Source organism: Hippea maritima DSM 10411, from assembly GCF_000194135.1.
Taxonomy (GTDB): domain Bacteria; phylum Campylobacterota_A; class Desulfurellia; order Desulfurellales; family Hippeaceae; genus Hippea; species Hippea maritima.
Window position 1 is genome coordinate 1227560 of the sequence record NC_015318.1, and the last position, 22009, is coordinate 1249568.

19 protein-coding genes, 1 tRNA gene and 4 pseudogenes are annotated in these 22009 nt (G+C 37.9%); 14 read left to right on the forward strand and 10 right to left on the reverse strand.

Annotated features, from left to right (window positions below; translation table 11 throughout):
- Positions 1–9: 9 nt before the first annotated feature.
- From HIPMA_RS06395 to HIPMA_RS06405, 3 genes are read left to right on the forward strand one after another with little or no spacing between them, the layout of a single operon-like run.
- Entirely contained in the window at positions 10–1515 is a 1506-nt protein-coding gene (locus HIPMA_RS06395; protein WP_013682237.1) for an ABC transporter ATP-binding protein, read from the forward strand.
- Positions 1515–2582 carry an ABC transporter permease gene (locus tag HIPMA_RS06400; protein WP_013682238.1) on the forward strand — a complete coding sequence of 356 codons (1068 nt, stop codon included), beginning with the start codon at positions 1515–1517 and terminating at the stop codon, positions 2580–2582. The genes HIPMA_RS06395 and HIPMA_RS06400 overlap by 1 nt, the downstream gene beginning before the upstream one ends.
- On the forward strand, positions 2572–3504 hold the full coding sequence (locus tag HIPMA_RS06405) for an ABC transporter permease (protein WP_013682239.1): 933 nt from the start codon (positions 2572–2574) through the stop codon (positions 3502–3504). The genes HIPMA_RS06400 and HIPMA_RS06405 overlap by 11 nt, the downstream gene beginning before the upstream one ends.
- A 1-nt stretch (position 3505) precedes the next feature.
- Here the strand turns inward: HIPMA_RS06405 and HIPMA_RS06410 are convergent, their stop codons facing one another.
- Together HIPMA_RS06410 and HIPMA_RS06415 are read right to left on the reverse strand one after the other, a co-directional pair.
- The gene (locus HIPMA_RS06410) at positions 3506–5425 is read right to left on the reverse strand and encodes a TRAP transporter permease (RefSeq protein WP_013682240.1); all 1920 of its coding nucleotides are present in this window, start codon (positions 5423–5425) and stop codon (positions 3506–3508) included.
- A 1-nt stretch (position 5426) separates the two neighbouring features.
- Entirely contained in the window at positions 5427–6443 is a 1017-nt protein-coding gene (locus HIPMA_RS06415; protein ID WP_013682241.1) for a TAXI family TRAP transporter solute-binding subunit, read from the reverse strand.
- 168 nt (positions 6444–6611) lie between these two features.
- Here HIPMA_RS06415 and HIPMA_RS09420 point away from each other — a divergent pair.
- Positions 6612–7958, forward strand: a pseudogene (locus HIPMA_RS09420) (IS1634 family transposase); the annotation flags it as partial.
- A 49-nt stretch (positions 7959–8007) separates the two neighbouring features.
- On the opposite strand, the gene HIPMA_RS06425 reads toward HIPMA_RS09420, so the two are convergent.
- Complete coding sequence (locus HIPMA_RS06425) at positions 8008–9225, reverse strand: IS256 family transposase (RefSeq protein WP_013681092.1); 1218 nt, start codon at positions 9223–9225, stop codon at positions 8008–8010.
- Between the two features lie 109 nt (positions 9226–9334).
- On the opposite strand from HIPMA_RS06425, the pseudogene HIPMA_RS06430 reads away from it, so the two are divergent.
- Positions 9335–9748 (forward strand): annotated as a pseudogene (locus HIPMA_RS06430) (IS1634 family transposase); the annotation flags it as partial.
- A gap of 77 nt (positions 9749–9825) precedes the next feature.
- Here the strand turns inward: HIPMA_RS06430 and HIPMA_RS06435 are convergent.
- From HIPMA_RS06435 to HIPMA_RS06450, 4 genes are all read right to left on the reverse strand, one after another.
- The gene (locus HIPMA_RS06435; protein ID WP_013682242.1) at positions 9826–10359 is read right to left on the reverse strand and encodes a ribonuclease HI family protein; all 534 of its coding nucleotides are present in this window, start codon (positions 10357–10359) and stop codon (positions 9826–9828) included.
- Positions 10346–11074 (reverse strand): zinc ribbon domain-containing protein, encoded by a 729-nt coding sequence (locus tag HIPMA_RS06440; RefSeq protein WP_013682243.1) that lies wholly within the window; start codon positions 11072–11074, stop codon positions 10346–10348. Before HIPMA_RS06440 ends, HIPMA_RS06435 begins: the two co-directional genes overlap by 14 nt.
- Before the next feature lie 11 nt (positions 11075–11085).
- Positions 11086–11853 (reverse strand): Nif3-like dinuclear metal center hexameric protein, encoded by a 768-nt coding sequence (locus tag HIPMA_RS09425; RefSeq protein ID WP_013682244.1) that lies wholly within the window; start codon positions 11851–11853, stop codon positions 11086–11088.
- A 16-nt stretch (positions 11854–11869) separates the two neighbouring features.
- A tRNA-Ile gene (locus HIPMA_RS06450) sits at positions 11870–11946 on the reverse strand.
- Between the two features lie 120 nt (positions 11947–12066).
- On the opposite strand from HIPMA_RS06450, the gene HIPMA_RS06455 reads away from it, so the two are divergent.
- The 7 genes and pseudogenes from HIPMA_RS06455 to HIPMA_RS06480 all read left to right on the forward strand — a co-directional run.
- Positions 12067–12303: a hypothetical protein gene (locus tag HIPMA_RS06455; protein WP_013681235.1), complete on the forward strand. Its 237-nt coding sequence runs from the start codon at positions 12067–12069 to the stop codon at positions 12301–12303.
- Positions 12296–12526 (forward strand): annotated as a pseudogene (locus HIPMA_RS06460) (helix-turn-helix domain-containing protein); the annotation flags it as partial. The gene HIPMA_RS06455 and the pseudogene HIPMA_RS06460, both read left to right, overlap by 8 nt.
- 114 nt (positions 12527–12640) lie before the next feature.
- Positions 12641–13012 (forward strand): helix-turn-helix domain-containing protein, encoded by a 372-nt coding sequence (locus HIPMA_RS09220; RefSeq protein WP_052297336.1) that lies wholly within the window; start codon positions 12641–12643, stop codon positions 13010–13012.
- Positions 12996–14120: a Mu transposase domain-containing protein gene (locus tag HIPMA_RS09225; protein WP_052297337.1), complete on the forward strand. Its 1125-nt coding sequence runs from the start codon at positions 12996–12998 to the stop codon at positions 14118–14120. The genes HIPMA_RS09220 and HIPMA_RS09225 overlap by 17 nt, the downstream gene beginning before the upstream one ends.
- A 1-nt stretch (position 14121) precedes the next feature.
- Positions 14122–14958 (forward strand): IS21-like element helper ATPase IstB, encoded by an 837-nt coding sequence (gene istB / locus HIPMA_RS06470; protein WP_013682246.1) that lies wholly within the window; start codon positions 14122–14124, stop codon positions 14956–14958.
- A gap of 74 nt (positions 14959–15032) precedes the next feature.
- On the forward strand, positions 15033–16781 hold the full coding sequence (locus HIPMA_RS06475; protein ID WP_013681420.1) for an IS1634 family transposase: 1749 nt from the start codon (positions 15033–15035) through the stop codon (positions 16779–16781).
- A gap of 74 nt (positions 16782–16855) precedes the next feature.
- Positions 16856–17293, forward strand: a pseudogene (locus HIPMA_RS06480) (integrase core domain-containing protein); the annotation flags it as partial.
- 25 nt (positions 17294–17318) lie between these two features.
- Here the strand turns inward: HIPMA_RS06480 and HIPMA_RS06485 are convergent.
- Both HIPMA_RS06485 and HIPMA_RS06490 read right to left on the reverse strand, forming a co-directional pair.
- Positions 17319–17621 carry a PilZ domain-containing protein gene (locus tag HIPMA_RS06485; RefSeq protein WP_013682247.1) on the reverse strand — a complete coding sequence of 101 codons (303 nt, stop codon included), beginning with the start codon at positions 17619–17621 and terminating at the stop codon, positions 17319–17321.
- Positions 17606–18985 (reverse strand): HD-GYP domain-containing protein, encoded by a 1380-nt coding sequence (locus HIPMA_RS06490; protein WP_013682248.1) that lies wholly within the window; start codon positions 18983–18985, stop codon positions 17606–17608. The genes HIPMA_RS06485 and HIPMA_RS06490 overlap by 16 nt, the downstream gene beginning before the upstream one ends.
- Positions 18986–19151: 166 nt before the next feature.
- Here HIPMA_RS06490 and HIPMA_RS06495 point away from each other — a divergent pair, with 166 nt between their 5' ends.
- The gene (locus HIPMA_RS06495; RefSeq protein ID WP_013681235.1) at positions 19152–19388 is read left to right on the forward strand and encodes a hypothetical protein; all 237 of its coding nucleotides are present in this window, start codon (positions 19152–19154) and stop codon (positions 19386–19388) included.
- Positions 19381–20502 carry an IS481 family transposase gene (locus HIPMA_RS06500; protein ID WP_013682249.1) on the forward strand — a complete coding sequence of 374 codons (1122 nt, stop codon included), beginning with the start codon at positions 19381–19383 and terminating at the stop codon, positions 20500–20502. Before HIPMA_RS06495 ends, HIPMA_RS06500 begins: the two co-directional genes overlap by 8 nt.
- A gap of 1 nt (position 20503) precedes the next feature.
- Here HIPMA_RS06500 and HIPMA_RS06505 read toward each other — a convergent pair whose 3' ends face one another.
- Positions 20504–21925, reverse strand: coding sequence for an aminopeptidase P family protein (locus HIPMA_RS06505; RefSeq protein ID WP_148226565.1), 1422 nt, complete (start codon positions 21923–21925; stop codon positions 20504–20506).
- Positions 21926–22009: the final 84 nt, after the last annotated feature.

Sequence of the window (22009 nt, forward strand, 5' to 3'; positions counted from 1 at the left end):
TTTTAATTTATGGAAACAGTACTAAAGACAGAAAACCTAACCAAAGAATTCCCAGAAACTATAGCAAATAAAGATATAAACTTCGAGCTAAGAAAAGGAGAGGTTCACTCGCTTTTGGGTGAAAACGGCGCAGGCAAAACCACCCTGATGAATATGCTATACGGCATCTATCTTCCAACAAGTGGTAATATCTACATAAACGGCAAAAGGGTTTTGATAAAATCGCCTCTCGATGCAATTAAGCTGGGTATAGGCATGATACATCAGCACTTCATGCTTGTAGAAACACTTACAGTTCTTGAGAATATCATTTTAGGTCTAAAAGAATACGGCATCATAATAAACAAAAAGGCGGTGCTTAAAAAACTATCGGAGCTTGAAGAGTTATACGGATTGAGCGTAAACCCACAAGCCAAAATTTGGCAGATAGGGGTTGGTGAGCAGCAAAAAGTTGAGATAATAAAGGTGCTTTTTAGAGGTGCAAATATACTGATATTGGATGAGCCAACCGCTGTTTTGACACCGCAGGAGAGCCAAAACCTATTTAAAATCCTAAAGAAAATGAAATCAGGCGGCAAATCCATTATCTTCATAACACACAAACTCGAAGAAGTAATGCAGGTATCGGATAGAATCTCAATTCTAAGAAGGGGAAGGCTTATAAAAACCATAGACAAACACGAAACATCGAAAGAAGAGTTGGCCAATCTCATGATAGACAAAAACCAGATATGTGAAATATTCAAAAGAAACAGCAAAACAAACGAGGTAATACTAAGTATAAGAAACCTTGAGGTTCTATCCGATAAAGGCACAAAGGCCTTAAACGGCATAGATTTAGATGTATACAAAGGAGAGATATTGGGCATTGCGGGCGTTTCAGGCAATGGTCAAAAGGAGTTAGTTCAAACCATAGCAGGCCTAAGAAAACCTATAGAAGGCAAAATAATATTTAACGGTGAGGAGATAGATGGAAAAAAACCTTATTACATTATGAAAAAAGGCATAAACTACATACCGGCAGATAGACTTGCCATGGGAGTTGCCCCAAACCTCTCTGCGATAGACAACACAATCCTAAGAAGATATAGGCGATTTCCCTTCTCAAAAGGTGGTATAATGAACTACACCAAAGCCTTAGCATACACACGAATGATAGCAAAGGCATACAAAATAAAATTAGATAACCCATTCTCGCCCATTAAGCTTCTATCTGGCGGCAATATGCAGAAGCTCATCTTGGCTAGGGAGATCTTGGAAAACCCCAAATTGTTAATAGCTTCATATCCTACAAGGGGTTTGGATATCGCATCGACCCAATTCTTCAGATCCAAGCTTTCAGAGATCGCAAACAAAGGCAAGACGATCATCCTGGTAAGCGAGGATTTAGATGAGCTTTTGAGTCTTTCTGATAGAATAGCAGTTATGTTCAACGGTCGGATAATGGGGGTTGTTGATGCCTCAAATACATCAAAGAATCAATTGGGTCTTTTAATGGCTGGAGAAAGAGCTTAATGTTTTACTTTGAAAAAAGAAAACAGATCTCTTTAAAACTAAAAATAGCTATTCCTTTAATATCGCTTCTGATTGGCTTTATTGTGGGAAGTGTAGCAATACTAATAACGGGCACCAATCCGCTGCTGGTCTATAAAGAACTATTCTTAAATGCCTTTGGGAGCTGGTATGCCTTTTCTGAAACATTGGTTGCTGCAACGCCGTTAATACTCATCTCTGCAGGTCTGATTATAGTCTTCAAGATGAGTGTGTGGAACATAGGAGCCTTTGGTCAATATATCATGGGTGCCATATTCAGCTCATACTTTGCCATATTCCTAGACCCGTCTATCCCAAAGCCTTTAATGCTCTCTATAATGATAGCAGCAAGCTTGATTGGCGGAGCAGTTTGGGCACTGATTCCGACATTACTTAAGATATTCTGGGAGGTGAACGAAGTAATAACAACTCTACTCCTAAACTATGTATCTCTGTATATATTGAAGTTTTTAATGTATGGCCCCTGGAAAAATCCAACAAGCTACGGTTTTCCTCTCTCAAAAACATTCCCAGACTCAGCCCAACTTCCCATACTATTCGGCGGATATAGACTTACTATAGCCTTTATATTTGCCCTATTAACGATTTTAATTGTTTGGTTTCTGCTTAAAAAAACAAGGTTTGGATATGAGGTTAGAGTTATTGGGGACAACCCAACCGCTGCAAAGTATGCTGGTATTAATGTAAACAAAAATATAATCATAGCAATGGCAATAAGCGGAGCTCTGGCTGGACTTGCTGGAATGAGTCAGGTTTCCGGCATTATACATTTTCTACAGGTTAAAATAAACGCAGACTACGGATACGCATCTATAATTGTTGCATGGATATCATACTTAGACCCATTCTTAACTCTACTGGCCTCTATCTTATTTGGAGGCCTCTCATCGGGTGGATACTCCATTCAGATATCTATGCGCGTATCATACGGTATAGTTGGGTTAATAGAGAGTATAGTATTGTTTAGTTTAGTAGGTGCACAGATCTTTCTAAATTACAAGATCAGGTGGAAAAAACATGAGTCATGACATAGTAACACCCCTGCTTTCAAATGCCATTAAAGCTGGAACCATATTGCTTCTTCCAACCATCGGTGAAATTTTTTCAGAAAGGGCGGGTATTTTAAACTTGGGCGTTGAAGGTATGATGCTGATCGGGGCTTTCTTTGGCTTTATAGTAGCAAAACTGACGAACAATCCCTATTACGGTATAATAGCCGGAATGGCAGCAGGCGGTATAGCCTCTCTCATTCATGCATTTGTCTGTATAACGCTTAAGGGCAACCAAATAGTCAGCGGTTTGGCCTTAACTATATTTGGTGCTGGATTTACAACCTTTTATGGTCAAAGCTGGATAAACATGAACCTTTCCAACCCATTAAAGGGTTTGGCCTTACCTGTTTTGAGTAAAATACCACTTATAGGTCCAGTGTTATTCAATCAAGACCTAATCGTGTATCTATCGTATCTGCTAACAATAATTTTATGGATAATACTATATAAAACCACTATAGGCTTAAACCTAAGGGCTGTGGGCGAGAATGCAAAGGCTGCAAACTCGATGGGCATAAGCGTATCAAAGACAAGATACTTCTGGACATTCTTTGGTGGGTTGATGGCCGGTGCTGGTGGGGCTTACCTTACTGTGGCCTATGCCCCGTTCTGGCTTGATGGTATTACAGCAGGCAGGGGTTGGATAGCCGTGGCATTGGTTATCTTTGCCATGTGGGACCCCATAAAGGCCATATTTGGGGCTTACCTTTTTGGCAGCATAAACGCATTGCAGTTTCAACTTCAGGCAAGTGGAACCTCCATCCCATCTGCCATCTTAAACATGATGCCCTATCTTGTGACATTCATAGTGATCGTAATAAGCAGCATCATAGTAAAAACAAAACATATCAGACCGCCAAAAGAGCTGGGTATTCCCTACTTTAGAGAGGAAAAATAGCTTAAGCTTTGGCCTTTTTGCCCTTTAGATAGTAATAGCCAAACAGTAAAATCTCCCCTAAGACACCCACAGCATCTGTTTCTATTGAAGGATAGTAAGCAAGCAAACCAAAAATCAAAAACAGAAGCCTCTCAAAAATGTTGAGATGCTTACCCCAATAACCCTCCAAAAACACTGTAAATCCAAACAGACCAAATAAACCACTTACAGCAGGCACTATAACATTGCCATTCAAGCCTGCAAGGAGGTTTGTGTATAAAAACAGGATTGGTATAAGCAATAACCCCTTTGCAAGCTTGAATCCTTCAATTGCCGTAGGTACCGGCTTTGAGCCTGCTATACCGCTTGCAGCGAAAGCAGCCAAAGCAATAGGTGGTGTAACATTGGCTGTTTCTGCAAGCCAGAACACAACCATATTGGCAGCCAAAATACCCACACCCAACATCTTAAATGCAGGCGCAATCAGTATGGCAAGCACTATGTATGATGCCGTAACAGGCAGACCCATACCTAAAAATAGCGCAGCCAACGCTGTAAAGAGATAGAGTAAAAAGATGCTGTTCGATGTTATCGAGGTTACTATGATAGACAGTGATATACCCAAACCTGTAAGTGTTATTATACCCACAATTATTCCAGCCACCAAAAGCAGAATACCCGTTCCAACCATATTCCTTGTGCCCAGTATCATTGCGTCTATGATCTCCTTTGGACCCATTCTTGAGTTTTTTCTAATCCAACTGGAGACAACCACTGCAACGATGCTTATTATTGCAGCATAGGTAGGTGTATAGCCACTAACAAGTAAATACACAAGCACAACAAGGGGAATTAAGAAATGCCAACCCTTTTTAAATACTTCTTTAACGGATGGAATCTCTGTATCATCTAACGGTTTCAGGTTGCTTTTTACAGCCCTGATATGAACATTCAAAAGAACTCCTAAATAATACATAACAGCGGGTATGAAGGCCTTACCTATAATGGTAGTGTATGGGATTTGTGTCCATTGAGCCATGATAAATGCACCTGCACCCATAATCGGAGGCATCATCTGACCTCCGACCGAAGCCGCTGTTTCAACACCACCTGCAAACTCAGGTGCAAAGCCAATACGCTTCATTAAAGGTATAGTAATGGAGCCTGTTCCAACTACATTCGCCACTGAACTGCCAGTAATGGAGCCCATAAGGCCACTTGCTAAAACGGCCACCTTAGCAGGCCCACCAACAGTTTTTCCAAGCAAAGCTTTGGCCATATCGATGATAAAATCACCTGCTCCACTTTTCAAAAAGAAGGCAGCAAAAAGGATAAACAGATAGACATAGGTTGAGGCAATCGTTGCAATATAGCCAAATATACCGTCGTTTGTAAAATACATCCTATACACATAAGTCGAATAGAAAATACCTCTAAAGCTAAACATACCAGGTGGCATGTATTTGCCCAAAAACAGGGCATAGGAAGAAAACAAAATCGCAAGAAGCGGAATGACAAGACCTGCTGCTCTTCTTGATAACTCAATCAATAGAATAATCGCTATACTGCCAATGATTATATCCCTTAGAATTAAAACCTCATTCCTTGCATGTATTGTATTCTCAAAGAAGACGATATAAAGACCACTAATAAGCACCAAAAACGCTAAGACCACATCGATTTTTAGTGTTTGTTTAGCCTTCTTTTTGGAAAGCGGATACAAAATAAAGCCAATAAAACCGATAATGGAAAAGAATATGGCGTTTTGATGGAGTTCCGAAATTACACCAAAACTATTATACCAAAGAGCAAAAAGCGCCAAAAATACACTTGCTATTTTAACAAGGAGACCTAAGAAACCCAGACTATCCGGGTTTCTTAGGCGAACGGATGAACCAGCTTCAGCCTCTATAAGCTCTTCCTGTTTACTTTTCTGATCCATCTTACTTTGCTATTAATTTAGCGGGAATCTTTACACCCTTCTCTTTGTAATACTTAGCAGCGCCTGGTGCCAAAGGAACGGGTAGCCCATTAATAGCGTTATCCAGACCCAAATAATATGTGGCCTTGTGTATGTTGTGCAAGAATGGCAAATTCTCATAGATGGTTTTAACTATCAGATATACATCTTCCTGGGGAACGCCTTTTCTGACTGCTAAAAAGTTGGGCTGAGCTATAGTATAAATAGGCTTCTTCTGACCTGGATATGTTCCAGGTTTTATAATATATCTGTACCAGACATCGTATGTGGAATCTATCTTTTTAAGCTGCTCGTCTGTAAAATTCAGTATGGCAACCTTTTTGGAGCCCATCTTAGCAAAAAGCCTCGTAATTGCTGCAACCGGGGGTCCAGCTGGCGTGTTTGCACCTGCTATCCTTCCGTTTATCATAGCATCTATACTTGGATTATACCCCAGATAAACAGGGTATACATCCTTACCCACATCTATACCCAAAGCCCCAAGTATCGTTCTTCCTGAGCCCTCTGTACCTGAACCCCTCTTGCCGATAGAGAACCTCTGGTGCAATCCTTTAAGATCCATGATATTTCCGGTTTTGACATACTTTTTAAGCAGTGAGAAATGCTCAACATTGGGCCATAGAGCTGTGACGGAATAGAAGAACCTTTGAGGTTTGTTTCTATAAAGCCCCTTACCGTTGTAAGCCATAGAGCCAAACAAACCCTGCAGGATCGCAAAGTCTGCTTCCTTATTCTTAAGAAGCTGCACATTCTCACCGCTGCCTGCAGATGTAATAGCCGTTGCCGTAATGCCCTTCTTTGCAAGCTTAACATTGATCAATGTAGCAATGGCCACACCCACAGGATAATAGGTGCCGCCAGGTGTTGCCGTGGCTATAATGTAGTTCTTATACTTTTTAGCAAATACCGAAGGTGGCAAACCAAAACTAACTACCAAAAAAGCCAAAACACTCAAAAACACAACCAACCGTCTGCCCATACTTCACCTCCTAAACTTTTTCTTAGAAAAGGTTATCCCCCTTTCCGCACCCAAACCTCTATTTTATTTGACCAAACCCAAATGCACAGAGTAAAAGAATGAAAAGGGTCTTAGAATAAACGGAACAGAAAATGCTTACATCTCCCTCTAAAAAGAGGGGGTATTTAAATGTTACAACAAAAAGCAGTTATCAAGAACATGGATCACTTAGGACTAATAGCTGGTATGATAGACGAACTAAAGATAGCAGAAACCATAGATGATGAAATACCATCATCAAGCAAATCAAAGAACCTAAGCTATGGCGAAGCAACAAAGGCAATGATCCTTAACGGTCTTGGTTATGTCAACAAGCAACTCTACCTAACTCCTCTCTTCTTCAAAGACAAACCACTAAAGAGATTATTCGGAAGGGATGTTGACTTCCCTTGGTTCAACGATGATGCACTTGGTAGAACATTAGATAAGCTCTTTGAATACGGCGTAAGTGAACTGTATGAAAAGATAGCAAGCAGGGCACTCAAAATACTGAACCTTACACCCTCTACCATACACTTAGACAGCACAAGCTTTCATCTTGACGGTAAGTATCCAAACCAAAAGACGAAAGAAGAAAAAGAAAAAGAAAAAGGAAAAGTAAAAGAAAGAAATGGAAAAGAAGAAAAGGGAAATAACAGTGAAGGAAAATGGGGAAAAGGAGGAAAAGAAGAAGAGTATGAGCCAACCCCAGTCTTTATCACCCAGGGATACAGCAGAGACCACCATCCAGAGCTCAATCAGGTGGTTTTAAATCTTATAGTAGAACACAAAGCAGGCATTCCCATATGGATGAAGCCTGCAGATGGTAATAAAATAGATACACAGGCATTTGCCAATATAGTAAAGGAGCATATTAACTCTTTAAAGAATGCTAATAATACAAAGACAAAGGTGATAGCCGATGCAGCCCTCTTTAGTTCTAAAACAATGGAAGAGTTTAAGAAAAACAACATGCTTTTCATCTCAAGGGTTCCATCGAAACTAAAACAGGCAAAAGAGATACTCAAAAACCACAATGAAGAGGAATTTATTCAGCTTGATGAGAACTATCAGGCTATCCAGTACACAGTAGATTATGAAGGAATGAAACAACAGTGGGTTTTATACAAAAGCAGTTATGCTAAATCAAGAGGGGACAAAACGATAAAGAAAGAGTATCAAGAAAAAGAAAAACAGGAAACAAAACTCATTGAGAAATTACAAAAGAGAGCATTTTTCTGTGAAGCTGATGCAAGAAAAGCATTTGAAGAAAAAACAAAGAAGTTAGAATGCATAATGATATCAGAGGCTAAACTCATATCAAAGCCCAAATACAAAACAAGAGGACGACCAAAACCAAATGCTAAACCAGACCACTATGAATACTACTGGATTATAGAGACCAAGCCAAATGAAGAATACCTAAAACAAAAACAGAACCAAAAGAGTGGCCTTTTTATCCTTGCAACCAATGATATGACACTGTCTGCCAAGGAACGAGACATCCCCTAATTTTTGTGTCTCTCTCATCATACCAAATCCCTCCTCACTCTTCAACTCCCTTCCCAAACTTAGCAACAAACATCTGATTCAGTTCATATCTTTTAGCCTTAATCAGAGGATTAACATTCCAGGTTTTGTGTAATTTATCTGTTGCAATGAAAAGGGCAACATTTAGGATATCCATGGACTGGAAGAACCCTCCTTTCTTTAGCCTTTGTTTTTCAAAGGATGAATGTACAGATTCAACAGTGTTTGTTGAATTGATGTACTTTCTTATTACCTCAGGGTACTTTAAGAAGGCAAGGAGTTCTTCTTTTCTTGAGTCTAAATATTTGGTGTAGGTCTTGTATTGGTCTTTGAATCTGTCAATTATCTCTGTTTTGAAAATCTCTATCCCTTTTTCAAAGGTATCACAGGAGTATTTAATCTCCTTGAGCTTTTTGTTCACATATGAGGCATCCTCCTTTTTCATATGCTTGTATACGTTTCTTGATGCATGAACTGTGCATTTCTGAATATCCGAGTAAGGAAAGAAGGCTCTTATTGCCTCTGAGATTCCGTTGAAATCATCACAGATGAACATTAAGACCCTTTTCATTCCCCTGTTGATTAAATCCTGGAATACTTCCATCCAGGTGGATCTGTTCTCACTACCAAAGAATGAGTAATATCCAAGGAGTGTTTTTTGAGCATTTGTGTCTATCCCTACAACAGTGTAAACGACAGCTCTCTTTACCCTTTTATCCTTTTCATCCTTTACCATACAGTGATAGGCGTCTATGTATAGAAAATAGTAGTTTTCCTGAAGTTCTTTGGATTTAAATTCAAGCATCTGTGTCTTTATGTATTCAAATATCTCATCGTATGCTTTTTCACTAAAATCCAGTCCTCTCAATTTCATCTTGTGCACGATTTCCTGTTTTGAGTCTCCATTGATTAGGAAGGAGAAGATTAAATCCTCAAAGCTTTCATCATACCTTTGATATTTGGGAGGGAGAAGATGAGAGCGGAAGTTTCCGCTCCTTGTTCTTGGGACATCCAAATTCAGTTTACCAAGGCCTGTGTTTAGGCTCCTTTTGTAGGTTCCATTGCCTTTGTCTTCTGGGTTCTCAAGTAAGTACTCGTATCTTTCCTTACCCATTATCTCAATAAGTAGTCCTTCCATTAGGGTGGCCAGTTTATTCTTTCCGTATTCATCCAACTCCTTTACTACATCCATATCCATGTTTGAGATTATCTCCTTAAGCATCTTTCTGTTCATCTCTTAAAGCTCCTCCATACTTAGCCTAATTTCAGAGTTCATTAGAACAGTTCATTAAACCCCACTCCATTTTAGTAGGTTTGTGGGGGAGACACAAAAATATTTTAAGTCCCCCAAGGAACTGCTTGATGAGTATAAATCTCAACAGAGAATAGAAAGGGGCTTTAGGTTCTTAAAATCACCAGAGTTTTTAAGCGATGCCATGTTTCTAAAGAACCCAAAACGCATTGAAGCAATGCTTATGATAATGACACTCTCTTTGCTTGTCTATTCTGCCTTGGAATACAGAATAAGAAGTAAGCTTAAAAATCAAAACAAATCCTTTCCCAATCAACTTGGCAAACCCATTCAGAATCCCACTGCAAGATGGGTGTTTGAGAACTTCTTTGCTATACATCTACTCTTACTTAATGGGCAAGAGCAGATTGTTGGGTTGGAAAACAAGCATAGGCTGATATTGGAACTATTGGGTAGTAATTATATGGGGTTTTATGGTATAAATGGAGAAAGAGGTGCGGAATGAGGGGTTATTGCAAAAAAATTATAAATTGTCAATAGATTATTAATTAATTTAATTGTTATTAACTTGATTGCTCAAAATTAATTGCGTGATATAGCTGTTTTTGCAAGAGTATCGGCCATTGAGTTCTTATCTCTCTTAATATGCTCTATATTTAAATATTCAAACTTATTGGATAGCCTTAAAACCTCATTGTATAAAGTTTTGAGGTTTTTATCTTTTACTCTATAGATACCTTTTAACTGTTTAACTACAAGTTCAGAATCGCTAAACACATTAACCTTTTTTACGCCTAATTCTTTTAGTCTTTTTAAGCCTCTTATAAGCGCCGAATATTCAGCTACATTATTCGTGGCAATGCCTATAAATTCTGATATCTTATCCACAACAACACCGTTTTTCTTTATAACAACACCTATACCTGCCTTGCCAGGATTAGAAGAGGAGGCACCATCAACAAACATCTCGTAAATGTCCTGATGGTTTTTTAGCTTTTCTATTGCCTCCTCAAAAAAAACTTTTATTTGGGAGTCATCTAAGGATGGATTATCCTTCTTAACTGACTCTATAGACCCTTTCTCAAGGAGTTTTTCGAAAAATTCATGACTCTTCATCTTGACTGAAATCTTCCTCTAAATAGAGCATTCTGCCGCAATTTGGACAATAGGTTATATCATCTGTATCCTCAAGCAGCGTCAGAACCTGCGGTGTTAACTTCATAAAACACCCGTAGCAAGCCTCTTTAACAACAGGAACTATAGCTGTGCCTTTTGCCCATCTGTTGATTCTCTCATATTTTTTTAACACGTTTTTGTCGATAGTTGGAAGTAGCTCCTCTTTTATTGTATTAATCTTGGCTATTTGATCTGTTATCTCTTTTCTCCTTATGTTAAATTTATCCTGTGATTCTTTTAGGGTTCTTTTAAGTTGTTCATACCTATCGTTTAACTCCGCAAGCCCTTTTTCCTTTAAGTGTATTTCCTCTTTTAAAGATTCGATTTTCTTCTCAAGCATCATCTTGTTTGTTTTTGCCATATCTATCTCAGTGTTAACAGCCTGCATTTGCTTTTCAGTTGAAACACTGTTAAGCTTCAGTTCAAGCTTATTCAACGTTTCTGAAGTCTCATTCAAAAGATTCTCTTCAAATTCCAAATCTTTATTTAACTTATCCAACTCAGCCTTAGCATCCTCAATCTGATTCTCTTTAATCTGCACGACCTCTATGATTTTATCTTCTTTGGCCTGCATTCTTTTAACTTCAAGTTCGAGCTCAGCTATTTCTTTGTCGTATTGCTGGATCTCCAAAAGTTTTTTCAAATCTGCATTCAAAACGCCACCTCCTATCTATAATCCCAAGGTAAATAATCACTCTCTGATACAAAAACCCTTAACTCTCTAAATTTCCTCTTTATTATGTCTTTTAATATAAATTTTGAGAATTTTTCCGTATGATAATGGGTAGCATCAACCACGTTTATGCCAGATTCTTTAGCAAAAATAGCTGTATGATGCTTTAAGTCTCCACTTAAAAACACATCAAAATCCAAATCTAAGATTTCATACACAAGCTCCATACAACTACCCGAACATACGGCAACTCTCTTTATGAGCCTATCGTTTGCCTTTATGTATTTAATAGCATCGCAAGAGAGTTTCTCTTTTACATAATCAACAAAAACCTCAAAATCAAGTCCTCTATTTAGTCTTCCTATTCTCAAAGGTCGTTTATTTTCTATAATCTCAATATCCTTCAATTCAAGTAAATTACATAGATAATCATTTAAACCACCTTCTGCTATATCCAGATTTGTGTGAAACGCATAAACCCCTATCCCTTTCTGGATAGCTTTATACAAAACGTTATAGGGATAGAAATCATTGAATATCTTTTTGGTTGAAGAAAACAAAAGTGGGTGATGAGAAACGATAAGATTGCATCCAAGCTTAATGGCCTCATTAATAGTCTGAGAATTTACATCCAAACTTAGCAACACACCTTTTATGGAGCTTTCCTGTGGGGAGATTTGAAGGCCGGAATTGTCCCAGCCTTCCTGAAGGCTTAAAGGAAAATATGCTTCTAAGTAGTCAATTAGCCTTGTTACTTCCATTAAATAAAATAAAAAATGGTGGGCCCACCAGGACTCGAACCTGGGACCAACCGGTTATGAGCCGGTGGCTCTAGCCAACTGAGCTATGGGCCCGTTCAACATCAAAGCAGGAATAACTATACAAATTATGAAGCTTTTGTCAACCAAAATCTTAGCATTATACCAGATAGGTCCAAACATACTTACCACCTAAAGCAAATAGAGGTAATATCTATGTCTGAGAATGAGAATGATAGAAAAGAGAGTGGAGGCACCAACATGGAAGTGAAGAGAATAAGAAAGATAGTAGGGGCAGAAAACCTGAAAGTAGGTTTTCTGCCCGTTAAATCTTTCTCTTTCTCAAGGGCTGATGCAGCCCACATCCTCTTTTGCATATTCAAATCACTGGATTTGAATATAATAGGAAGACCCATAAAACTCCTAAAGGGATGGAGGCTGCATCATGGATAGTATATACCACACTTTGAGAAAATCAAACCCTGCAAGTGCAAGAATTTTGGTCAGAAAGGTTTTAGAGAAAAACAACGGCAATGTCTCAAAAACAGCAAGAATACTTGGCATATCAAGGGCTACAGTGAGAAGGGCAAGGGATGGAGAACTAAATGACTTATCAAGAAGACCAAAGAACATAAGAAAAAAGATAGACTGTTCTCTTGAAAAACTCATTGTTGATGTTAAAGCTACAATAAACTCCCCACCAAAAGGGCTTATAAATTCCCCACCCTTTTGGTAGCATGCCCTAATCTTTTTAAAAGATGGAGGGTAAATAAAATTGTTGGGGGTTTGTATGTATTACTCGGTAAAAGCACTACTGAGTATTGGGAAAAATGTCTCACAGATTGCAAGAGAGCTAAAGATTGACAGGAAAACAGTCAGAAAGATTAAGAAAAAGGTAGAAAACGGAGAGATTAAGACACCCACCATCAAAAGGAAAAGCATCCTTGATCCATACAAGGATGAAATCATGGAGTATTTAAAAAGTGGTCTCTCCGCTGTTTTAATCCACCAGAAGTTAAAAGAAAAGCATAGTCTAAATGTAAGCTATAGCTCTGTGAAACGCTACATCAGGAAGCTAAAGCCAGGTGAGCCCTTCATCCCCTTAATAAGCCCACCTGGCCAAGAAGCCCAAGTAGATTTCGGCTATGCCGGTTATTTCTAATAATAGCAGAAGAAAAAAGAAAGTAAAGTACTGGATATTCTCAATGGTTTTGTCCTATTCGAGGTACAGATACTATGAGCTTGTGGATAACCAAAGTATACCGACATTCATAAACTGCCATATCAATGCATTTGAATATTTCTCTGGTGCACCAAAGGCTATAAAGATAGACAACCTAAAAAGCGGTGTATTGCATGTTAACTTCTATGAGCCTGAAATTCAGCATGAATATGCAAGGATGCTTGAGTATTACAACTCCTCTGCTGTTGCCTGTAGGGTGAGAAAACCAAATGAGAAGGGCAAGGTAGAATCCAGCATAAAATACATAAAGAACAACTTTCTAAAAAGCATAAGAGCGGAAGGAATAGAAGACATAGACACAGTCAAAGAGAAGCTTTTATTCTGGCAGGACAACATCTGTAATGCAAAGCTACACGGCACAACAAGAAAAATACCGAAGGATGAGTTTCTCAATGTAGAAAAGGAAAAACTCAACAGATTGCCAGATAGAAGATATGAGACCTACGATATTGCAAAAAGAACTGTAAACACCTACTCCCACATCTATTACAGGTACAACTACTACTCTGTGCCTGAAAAATACATATCAGAAAAGCTCAATATTAGGTCAAATGGAAAGATAATGGAGATCTATGATTCATCGTTCAACTTAATAGCCACACATGAGCTTTCTCAATCAAAGGGTGAGTTCATAACAAAGGAAAGCCATAAACCCAAGATGAAGAAAAATCCCACAGATTCAGAATACACCACCATGACGCTTGATATAGGTGAAAGCGCCTACCTGTTCTATAAAAGGCTAAGAAAAGAGAAACCTGCCTCATATCACAGGGTAATGAGAGGTGTAATGTCTCTTTCAAAGGGATACCCCAAAGAGACAATGGAGCTTGCATTCAAAAGGGCAATTGATTTCAACTGCATAAGCTATTCCTCTTTAAAAAGCATACTGAAGAATGAGCTCTACAACATTCCCTACGACAAACCAGACTCACCCATAGCCTTAGGTTTTTATAACCCACTAAGAGCTTACGATGAAATGACAGATATAAAAGCAGATATGAAAACAGACATTATGAGTGGTGAGTGAAATGAAAGGGGTGGAAAATGTAAAAGATATGAAAAACATAGAAAGAAGACTAAAGGAGTTTAAACTCTCTGGCATTGCAAAGACACTTGAGGCAAGGAACAGGTATGCCATTGATAATAATCTGACATACATAGACTTCTTAAAACTCCTATTAGAGGATGAATACATAAACAGGCAGAGCAACTCATTTAGAAAAAGACTTACAAAATCAAAGCTTGACACAACAAAGACTTTAGATAGCTATGATTTCACATACCAACCAAAGCTAAACAAGAAAGAACTCTTAGACATTGCATCCTGCAGGTTCATAGAGGAGAAGAAAAACATCATATTCATGGGCAATCCTGGAGTTGGTAAAACCCACCTTGCAAATGCGATAGGATTAGAGGCCCTAAAACAGGGATATAAGGTCTTGTTCATCCATACCAACGATTTAATCCTAAAGCTCATATCTGCAAGGGGAGATGGAACCTACACCTCAATACTGAACCAGATTCTATCATCTGACCTTCTGATAATAGATGAAGTAGGCTTTAAAAAGATCCCATCCAACTATGTGGATGAGTTCTTTGAGGTGATAAGGAGAAGATATGAAAAGGGTTCAATTATAATCACCACTAATAGACCATTTGAGGAGTGGGCTAATATATTTTCAGATGCCGTTTTGGCCTCTGCCATAGTTGATAGACTTGTCCATCACTGCCATATATTCAAGATAACAGGTGAGAGCTATAGAATTAAACACCTAAAGGAGGCAAAAGATAATCAAAACAGTTTAACCCCCCTTTCCGCACCCAAACCTCTATTTTATTTGACCAAACCCAAATGCACAGAGTAAAAGAATGAAAAGGGTCTTAGAATAAACGGAACAGAAAATGCTTACATCTCCCTCTAAAAAGAGGGGGTATTTAAATGTTACAACAAAAAGCAGTTATCAAGAACATGGATCACTTAGGACTAATAGCTGGTATGATAGACGAACTAAAGATAGCAGAAACCATAGATGATGAAATACCATCATCAAGCAAATCAAAGAACCTAAGCTATGGCGAAGCAACAAAGGCAATGATCCTTAACGGTCTTGGTTATGTCAACAAGCAACTCTACCTAACTCCTCTCTTCTTCAAAGACAAACCACTAAAGAGATTATTCGGAAGGGATGTTGACTTCCCTTGGTTCAACGATGATGCACTTGGTAGAACATTAGATAAGCTCTTTGAATACGGCGTAAGTGAACTGTATGAAAAGATAGCAAGCAGGGCACTCAAAATACTGAACCTTACACCCTCTACCATACACTTAGACAGCACAAGCTTTCATCTTGACGGTAAGTATCCAAACCAAAAGACGAAAGAAGAAAAAGAAAAAGAAAAAGGAAAAGTAAAAGAAAGAAATGGAAAAGAAGAAAAGGGAAATAACAGTGAAGGAAAATGGGGAAAAGGAGGAAAAGAAGAAGAGTATGAGCCAACCCCAGTCTTTATCACCCAGGGATACAGCAGAGACCACCATCCAGAGCTCAATCAGGTGGTTTTAAATCTTATAGTAGAACACAAAGCAGGCATTCCCATATGGATGAAGCCTGCAGATGGTAATAAAATAGATACACAGGCATTTGCCAATATAGTAAAGGAGCATATTAACTCTTTAAAGAATGCTAATAATACAAAGACAAAGGTGATAGCCGATGCAGCCCTCTTTAGTTCTAAAACAATGGAAGAGTTTAAGAAAAACAACATGCTTTTCATCTCAAGGGTTCCATCGAAACTAAAACAGGCAAAAGAGATACTCAAAAACCACAATGAAGAGGAATTTATTCAGCTTGATGAGAACTATCAGGCTATCCAGTACACAGTAGATTATGAAGGAATGAAACAACAGTGGGTTTTATACAAAAGCAGTTATGCTAAATCAAGAGGGGACAAAACGATAAAGAAAGAGTATCAAGAAAAAGAAAAACAGGAAACAAAACTCATTGAGAAATTACAAAAGAGAGCATTTTTCTGTGAAGCTGATGCAAGAAAAGCATTTGAAGAAAAAACAAAGAAGTTAGAATGCATAATGATATCAGAGGCTAAACTCATATCAAAGCCCAAATACAAAACAAGAGGACGACCAAAACCAAATGCTAAACCAGACCACTATGAATACTACTGGATTATAGAGACCAAGCCAAATGAAGAATACCTAAAACAAAAACAGAACCAAAAGAGTGGCCTTTTTATCCTTGCAACCAATGATATGACACTGTCTGCCAAGGAACTGCTTGATGAGTATAAATCTCAACAGAGAATAGAAAGGGGCTTTAGGTTCTTAAAATCACCAGAGTTTTTAAGCGATGCCATGTTTCTAAAGAACCCAAAACGCATTGAAGCAATGCTTATGATAATGACACTCTCTTTGCTTGTCTATTCTGCCTTGGAATACAGAATAAGAAGTGAGCTTAAAAATCAAAACAAATCCTTTCCCAATCAACTTGGCAAACCCATTCAGAATCCCACTGCAAGATGGGTGTTTGAGAACTTCTTTGCTATACATCTACTCTTACTTAATGGGCAAGAGCAGATTGTTGGGTTGGAAAACAAGCATAGGCTGATATTGGAACTATTGGGTAGTAATTATATGGGGTTTTATGGTATAAATGGAGAAAGAGGTGCGGAATGAGGGTTAAATTAACAATCCAAGGGGTGGGGAATTTAAATGACCCAAAGGTGGGGAAATTTGGTTGACTTTAACACTCAAGCAGAAGAAAATTGGATGAATACAACGAATTCTTTTCAAAACTGAATGTAGAGTTAAAACCCATACCACCAGGTGCAAAACACCTCCAGGCTATAGTTGAAAACTCACACAGAAAAGACGATGAATCATTTTTCTCCATTCATCCAGAAAGGTGCAGGAATGACGCTGAGTTCTTGCTCAAAGCTCAACAATGGCAGGATACATGGAATACAGCAAGGCCTCACTATGGCATAGACATGAACGGCCTAACGCCTTTTGAGAAACTGAAATCAACAAAAGCTATGATATCTGAAAACATAGTAAGGTTTCCAACCTTACTACTGGAAGATATCATAAGGGTAGCAGGCTACCCTTATGAATGGTTGAGTAAGTTTGTGAACCTGTATATATTTAGTAGAGGTGGTAAGTATGTGTGGACCACTTACCAATCTTAGCATTATCATCATACCATAAAGAAAGCTAAACTCTATTCAATTGGGATTGTTTATAGTAGATAGCCCTGTGTATCAATGCATCTGTCCTTTCTGGTAAATCGAAATATTCGAAAAATACAGTATAAACATCATCCTCTTTTATGATGTTGGATATTATAGCAGGAATCACAATTTGATCTTTTAAGGGCTTCATCTTAAGCAGAACGGTATCCCCTATATTCAAACCAACTTCAGGGTTTTCTATTCTTGCCGTAAGAGACTTTGAACCGAATCTTCTGACCTTTAAGTTTATAACTTGCATTCTCTTCTGCTTTAGATCCTTATCCACAGAAGACTTAAGCGGTATAGCAATAGCGTCAAATTCCCAAAAACATGCAAACTGCCAAATACCGACTCCCCGGTATCTTTTATAAATATATTTACATAATCTTTGGTCGAAGAAATGACACTACCCTTGAAATTAAACATCAAATCAAAGAAAAAGAGTTGAACTCGAACGGTTTTTCCGATTTCTATAGCTTCATTTATGGGTTGATAAAATGCTATACCAACTACAGTAGGTGTTATATATTCTATAACACCTTGAACAAGCTTGATGCTCTCACCCTTTTCAAACTCCACCACTATGGGCTTGCCTATATTGCTTAAGTGATTAATCTTTGAAAATTCAAAATCTCTTTTTATATAATATTTTTCTAAAACCTCCAGAGACGCTTCAGCTATTCTCCTATCAAATGCCTTGCCCCTCAGTTTTCTTACTATAGAAATAATGCGCCTTATATCGAAGCCCTTCCTATCTGGCCTATCAGTGTATAAACCATCGATAGTTTCGCAAAGAGCAAGAATTTTTGATTCTACAGGTAGCTCATCACCCTTTATGCCGAAATATCCTCCGCCATCTATCCTTTCATGGTGATAATACGCTATATTTACAATATCCTCCATTAAAGGATTTCTTGCAAATATCACTTTCAAAAAATATGGGTGCTGTTTCAGTATTTCAACCTCTTCTTCGGTATATGAGCCCTGCTTATAGAATATATCGTTGGAAATATACATCTCACCAATATCGTGAATAAGTGCCGCATAATTCAACTTTCTTATGGAATTCTTGCTTAAACCAATCTTATCTGCTATAGCAACGGCCAGATCAGCAACCCTAAATGAATGATAAAATGTCCTTGGTCTCATGTTCTTTGTTATATTCAATGAATTTACAGCAAAATACCTTCTCTCAATATCCTCACTAATCTCTATATAGAGATCGATCAAAAAGGGTTTTATAGATTGTATTAAGCTTTCTAATACATCTTTAACATCAGTGGGAATATATTCCTTTTTTATCAGAAATTCACATAATCCAACCTCTTGATACTCAACATATATCTTCTCAATATAAACAGAGGAATCTTCTATGAATTTACCGTATAAAAATGGGTAGTCTGTCTCTATGCTTCCAGTTGATTCATATCTATCATTTTCTTTGAGTATATCCCTAAAACTCTTACTTACCCTGAGCTGCAAACCCTTAAACTCTTCTAAAAATCCCTTACCGGATTGATAGATATTTAACAAAAAAACCTGCTCATCATTCAACTTCAATAAAATTGCAAACCTGAATTCCTCATCCTCTATGGTAGAGAGGTATGATTTTATCGCATCTTTCAATAATCCTATAGGATTATCTTTCATATTCTGCGCCCCACATGTTCTAATTATTTCTTAATTTTCCGCTTTTAAAAAGCATTTATCTAAATCAATTTATCCGTCAAAACATACCCCTGTCAAGCAAAATCGTAATCTACAACCAGATAGGTCCAAACATACTTACCACCTAAAGCAAATAGAGGTAATATCTATGTCTGAGAATGAGAATGATAGAAAAGAGAGTGGAGGCACCAACATGGAAGTGAAGAGAATAAGAAAGATAGTAGGGGCAGAAAACCTGAAAGTAGGTTTTCTGCCCGTTAAATCTTTCTCTTTCTCAAGGGCTGATGCAGCCCACATCCTCTTTTGCATATTCAAATCACTGGATTTGAATATAATAGGAAGACCCATAAAACTCCTAAAGGGATGGAGGCTGCATCATGGATAGTATATACCACACTTTGAGAAAATCAAACCCTGCAAGTGCAAGAATTTTGGTCAGAAAGGTTTTAGAGAAAAACAACGGCAATGTCTCAAAAACAGCAAGAATACTTGGCATATCAAGGGCTACAGTGAGAAGGGCAAGGGATGGAGAACTAAATGACTTATCAAGAAGACCAAAGAACATAAGAAAAAAGATAGACTGTTCTCTTGAAAAACTCATTGTTGAAGAGGCAAAAAGCACAGGGTACAGATACAGGCTTCTAAGCTATTACCTAAAGAACAAATACTCCATAGAGATAAGCGAAAACACAATAAAGAAGGTTTTAAAGAGAAACAGGGTGAGGAAAAAGAAAATAAGGACTCTAAACAAAAACAGAAGGCATCTTTATGATTATGAACACCTGACGCCCTTTAGCCACCTTCAGATAGACACAAAACACATACTGTATGAAACATCTCTACCAAAGAGCGTGTATAGACACATAGAGAAATACGACCTGCCAAAATATGAATGGAACGCAATAGATGTAAAAACGAGAATGAGATTTACAGCTTACTCCCATACTCTTTCTGCATCCTTTGGATTTGCTTTTATCCTTTTTGTCGTACTGTGGTTAAAGCTGCACAATGTAAGGGGAAAAATAAACATAAGGTTGGACAACGGTTCTGAATTTGCATCCTCAAGCAGAAGAAAATTGGATGAATACAACGAATTCTTTTCAAAACTGAATGTAGAGTTAAAACCCATACCACCAGGTGCAAAACACCTCCAGGCTATAGTTGAAAACTCACACAGAAAAGACGATGAATCATTTTTCTCCATTCATCCAGAAAGGTGCAGGAATGACGCTGAGTTCTTGCTCAAAGCTCAACAATGGCAGGATACATGGAATACAGCAAGACCTCACTATGGCATAGACATGAACGGCCTAACGCCTTTTGAGAAACTGAAATCAACAAAAGCTATGATATCTGAAAACATAGTAAGGTTTCCAACCTTACTACTGGAAGATATCATAAGGGTAGCAGGCTACCCTTATGAATGGTTGAGTAAGTTTGTGAACCTGTATATATTTAGTAGAGGTGGTAAGTATGTGTGGACCACTTACCAATCGTAATCTACATGTGGGTATAACGCCTTATAGACGCACTTAAAACAACTGTTTTATCTTTCTTTATGAGAACATCATCCTCCAACCTAACACCACCAAAACCCACCATTTTTTTTAAAGCATCATAGTTAATAAACTCAAAAAACTTTTTACCGGTCTCCCATCTTTCAATTAAAGCCTCTATAAAGTAAACACCAGGTTCAATAGTCATAACATAGCCCTCTTTCAATTCTTTTGCAAATCTTAAAGCAGAAAGACCAAATTTTTTGGAGCGTTTGATTTTGTCATTGTAGCCTACATAATCTTCTCCTAACCCTTCAAGGTCGTGCACATCTAATCCTAAAGGGTGGCCTACTCCGTGGGGGTAAACAATCGCATAGGCACCACTCTCAACAATACTATCTGTATTGCCTTTAAAAAAACCGAGATTCTTCATGCCCTCTGTTATAACCCTTACTGATTCAAGATGAACATCCAAAAACCTAACACCCTCTTTGGCTTTGGATATTGCCTTTTTTTGGGCTACATCAACAATGTCGTATATATCCTTTTGGATTTGACTCATACTTCCAACAGGTATAGTTCTTGTTATATCGCTTGCATAGTGGAGTTCTGTTTCAACCCCAGAGTCCATTACAACAAGGTCGCCCTTTCTCAAAACACCGTCATGTCTTGTGTTATGGAGAATATCGCCCCTTTTCGTTAGAATAGTTGGAAAGGCAAGCCAAACACCATTTTCTATTGCATACGCCTCAAATTTTGCGAGAAGTTGCCTCTCATAGATTCCCTCATTTATGTTTTCAAAGGCAATATCGTACATACCTTCACTTATATTTATGGCTCGTTGAATCTGCTCTATTTCTTCGGTTGACTTTTTAAGCCTTTGTCCTGCCACAGCTTTTATAAAATCAATAGAGGCATAATTATTAACAAATACACTATTTATACCCAAAAACTTTTCAATTAAAACTTTGTTTCTAAACCTGTATTGGGGTAAAAACATTAATTTTCTTTTATCCTTCAAGATTCTTCTAAAAAAATCATACGCCTTATCAAAAGGTTTTAAACAGCAAAGTCCACTCTTTTTCACACAATCATGTAAATTCTCTTTTCTACCCTCCCAAATCAGCTCATCATCACCAACCTCATTACCAAATATAAATTCATTATCGTTGTCGATATCTATAATGCCGATAAGATTTGGTCTATCTATGCCAAAATAGTAAAGAAAGGAGCTATCTTGCCTAAATCTATAGGTATTAGCTGGATAGTTAAATGCAGCCTCACCATTACCAAAAAACACCAAAACACCTCTACCTATAGCCTTTTTCAGCATATCCCTCCTATGTCTGTAAACCTCTTTATCAAACATAACCCCTCCATCTTCTTTTGGAAAAAACCTATCACCACAGATTACAAAAATCAACATTAACAAACAAAGAGGATACTCAAAAAACTTAATGACATTTAAGTTAAAATATGATATTTCTTTTTGAGAAAATTTATTTTAGGA

What these genes read in the sequence shown, in the direction of transcription:
- HIPMA_RS06395 (WP_013682237.1), top strand. Translation starts at nt 10, where the DNA reads ATGGAAACAGTACTAAAGACAGAAAACCTAACCAAAGAATTCCCAGAA.
- HIPMA_RS06400 (WP_013682238.1), top strand. Translation starts at nt 1,515, where the DNA reads ATGTTTTACTTTGAAAAAAGAAAACAGATCTCTTTAAAACTAAAAATA.
- HIPMA_RS06405 (WP_013682239.1), top strand. Translation starts at nt 2,572, where the DNA reads ATGAGTCATGACATAGTAACACCCCTGCTTTCAAATGCCATTAAAGCT.
- HIPMA_RS06410 (WP_013682240.1), bottom strand. Translation starts at nt 5,425, where the DNA reads ATGGATCAGAAAAGTAAACAGGAAGAGCTTATAGAGGCTGAAGCTGGT.
- HIPMA_RS06415 (WP_013682241.1), bottom strand. Translation starts at nt 6,443, where the DNA reads ATGGGCAGACGGTTGGTTGTGTTTTTGAGTGTTTTGGCTTTTTTGGTA.
- HIPMA_RS06425 (WP_013681092.1), bottom strand. Translation starts at nt 9,225, where the DNA reads ATGAACAGAAAGATGCTTAAGGAGATAATCTCAAACATGGATATGGAT.
- HIPMA_RS06435 (WP_013682242.1), bottom strand. Translation starts at nt 10,359, where the DNA reads ATGAAGAGTCATGAATTTTTCGAAAAACTCCTTGAGAAAGGGTCTATA.
- HIPMA_RS09425 (WP_013682244.1), bottom strand. Translation starts at nt 11,853, where the DNA reads ATGGAAGTAACAAGGCTAATTGACTACTTAGAAGCATATTTTCCTTTA.
- HIPMA_RS06455 (WP_013681235.1), top strand. Translation starts at nt 12,067, where the DNA reads ATGTCTGAGAATGAGAATGATAGAAAAGAGAGTGGAGGCACCAACATG.
- HIPMA_RS09220 (WP_052297336.1), top strand. Translation starts at nt 12,641, where the DNA reads ATGTATTACTCGGTAAAAGCACTACTGAGTATTGGGAAAAATGTCTCA.
- HIPMA_RS09225 (WP_052297337.1), top strand. Translation starts at nt 12,996, where the DNA reads ATGCCGGTTATTTCTAATAATAGCAGAAGAAAAAAGAAAGTAAAGTAC.
- istB (WP_013682246.1), top strand. Translation starts at nt 14,122, where the DNA reads ATGAAAGGGGTGGAAAATGTAAAAGATATGAAAAACATAGAAAGAAGA.
- HIPMA_RS06475 (WP_013681420.1), top strand. Translation starts at nt 15,033, where the DNA reads ATGTTACAACAAAAAGCAGTTATCAAGAACATGGATCACTTAGGACTA.
- HIPMA_RS06490 (WP_013682248.1), bottom strand. Translation starts at nt 18,985, where the DNA reads ATGAAAGATAATCCTATAGGATTATTGAAAGATGCGATAAAATCATAC.
- HIPMA_RS06495 (WP_013681235.1), top strand. Translation starts at nt 19,152, where the DNA reads ATGTCTGAGAATGAGAATGATAGAAAAGAGAGTGGAGGCACCAACATG.
- HIPMA_RS06500 (WP_013682249.1), top strand. Translation starts at nt 19,381, where the DNA reads ATGGATAGTATATACCACACTTTGAGAAAATCAAACCCTGCAAGTGCA.
- HIPMA_RS06505 (WP_148226565.1), bottom strand. Translation starts at nt 21,925, where the DNA reads ATGTTGATTTTTGTAATCTGTGGTGATAGGTTTTTTCCAAAAGAAGAT.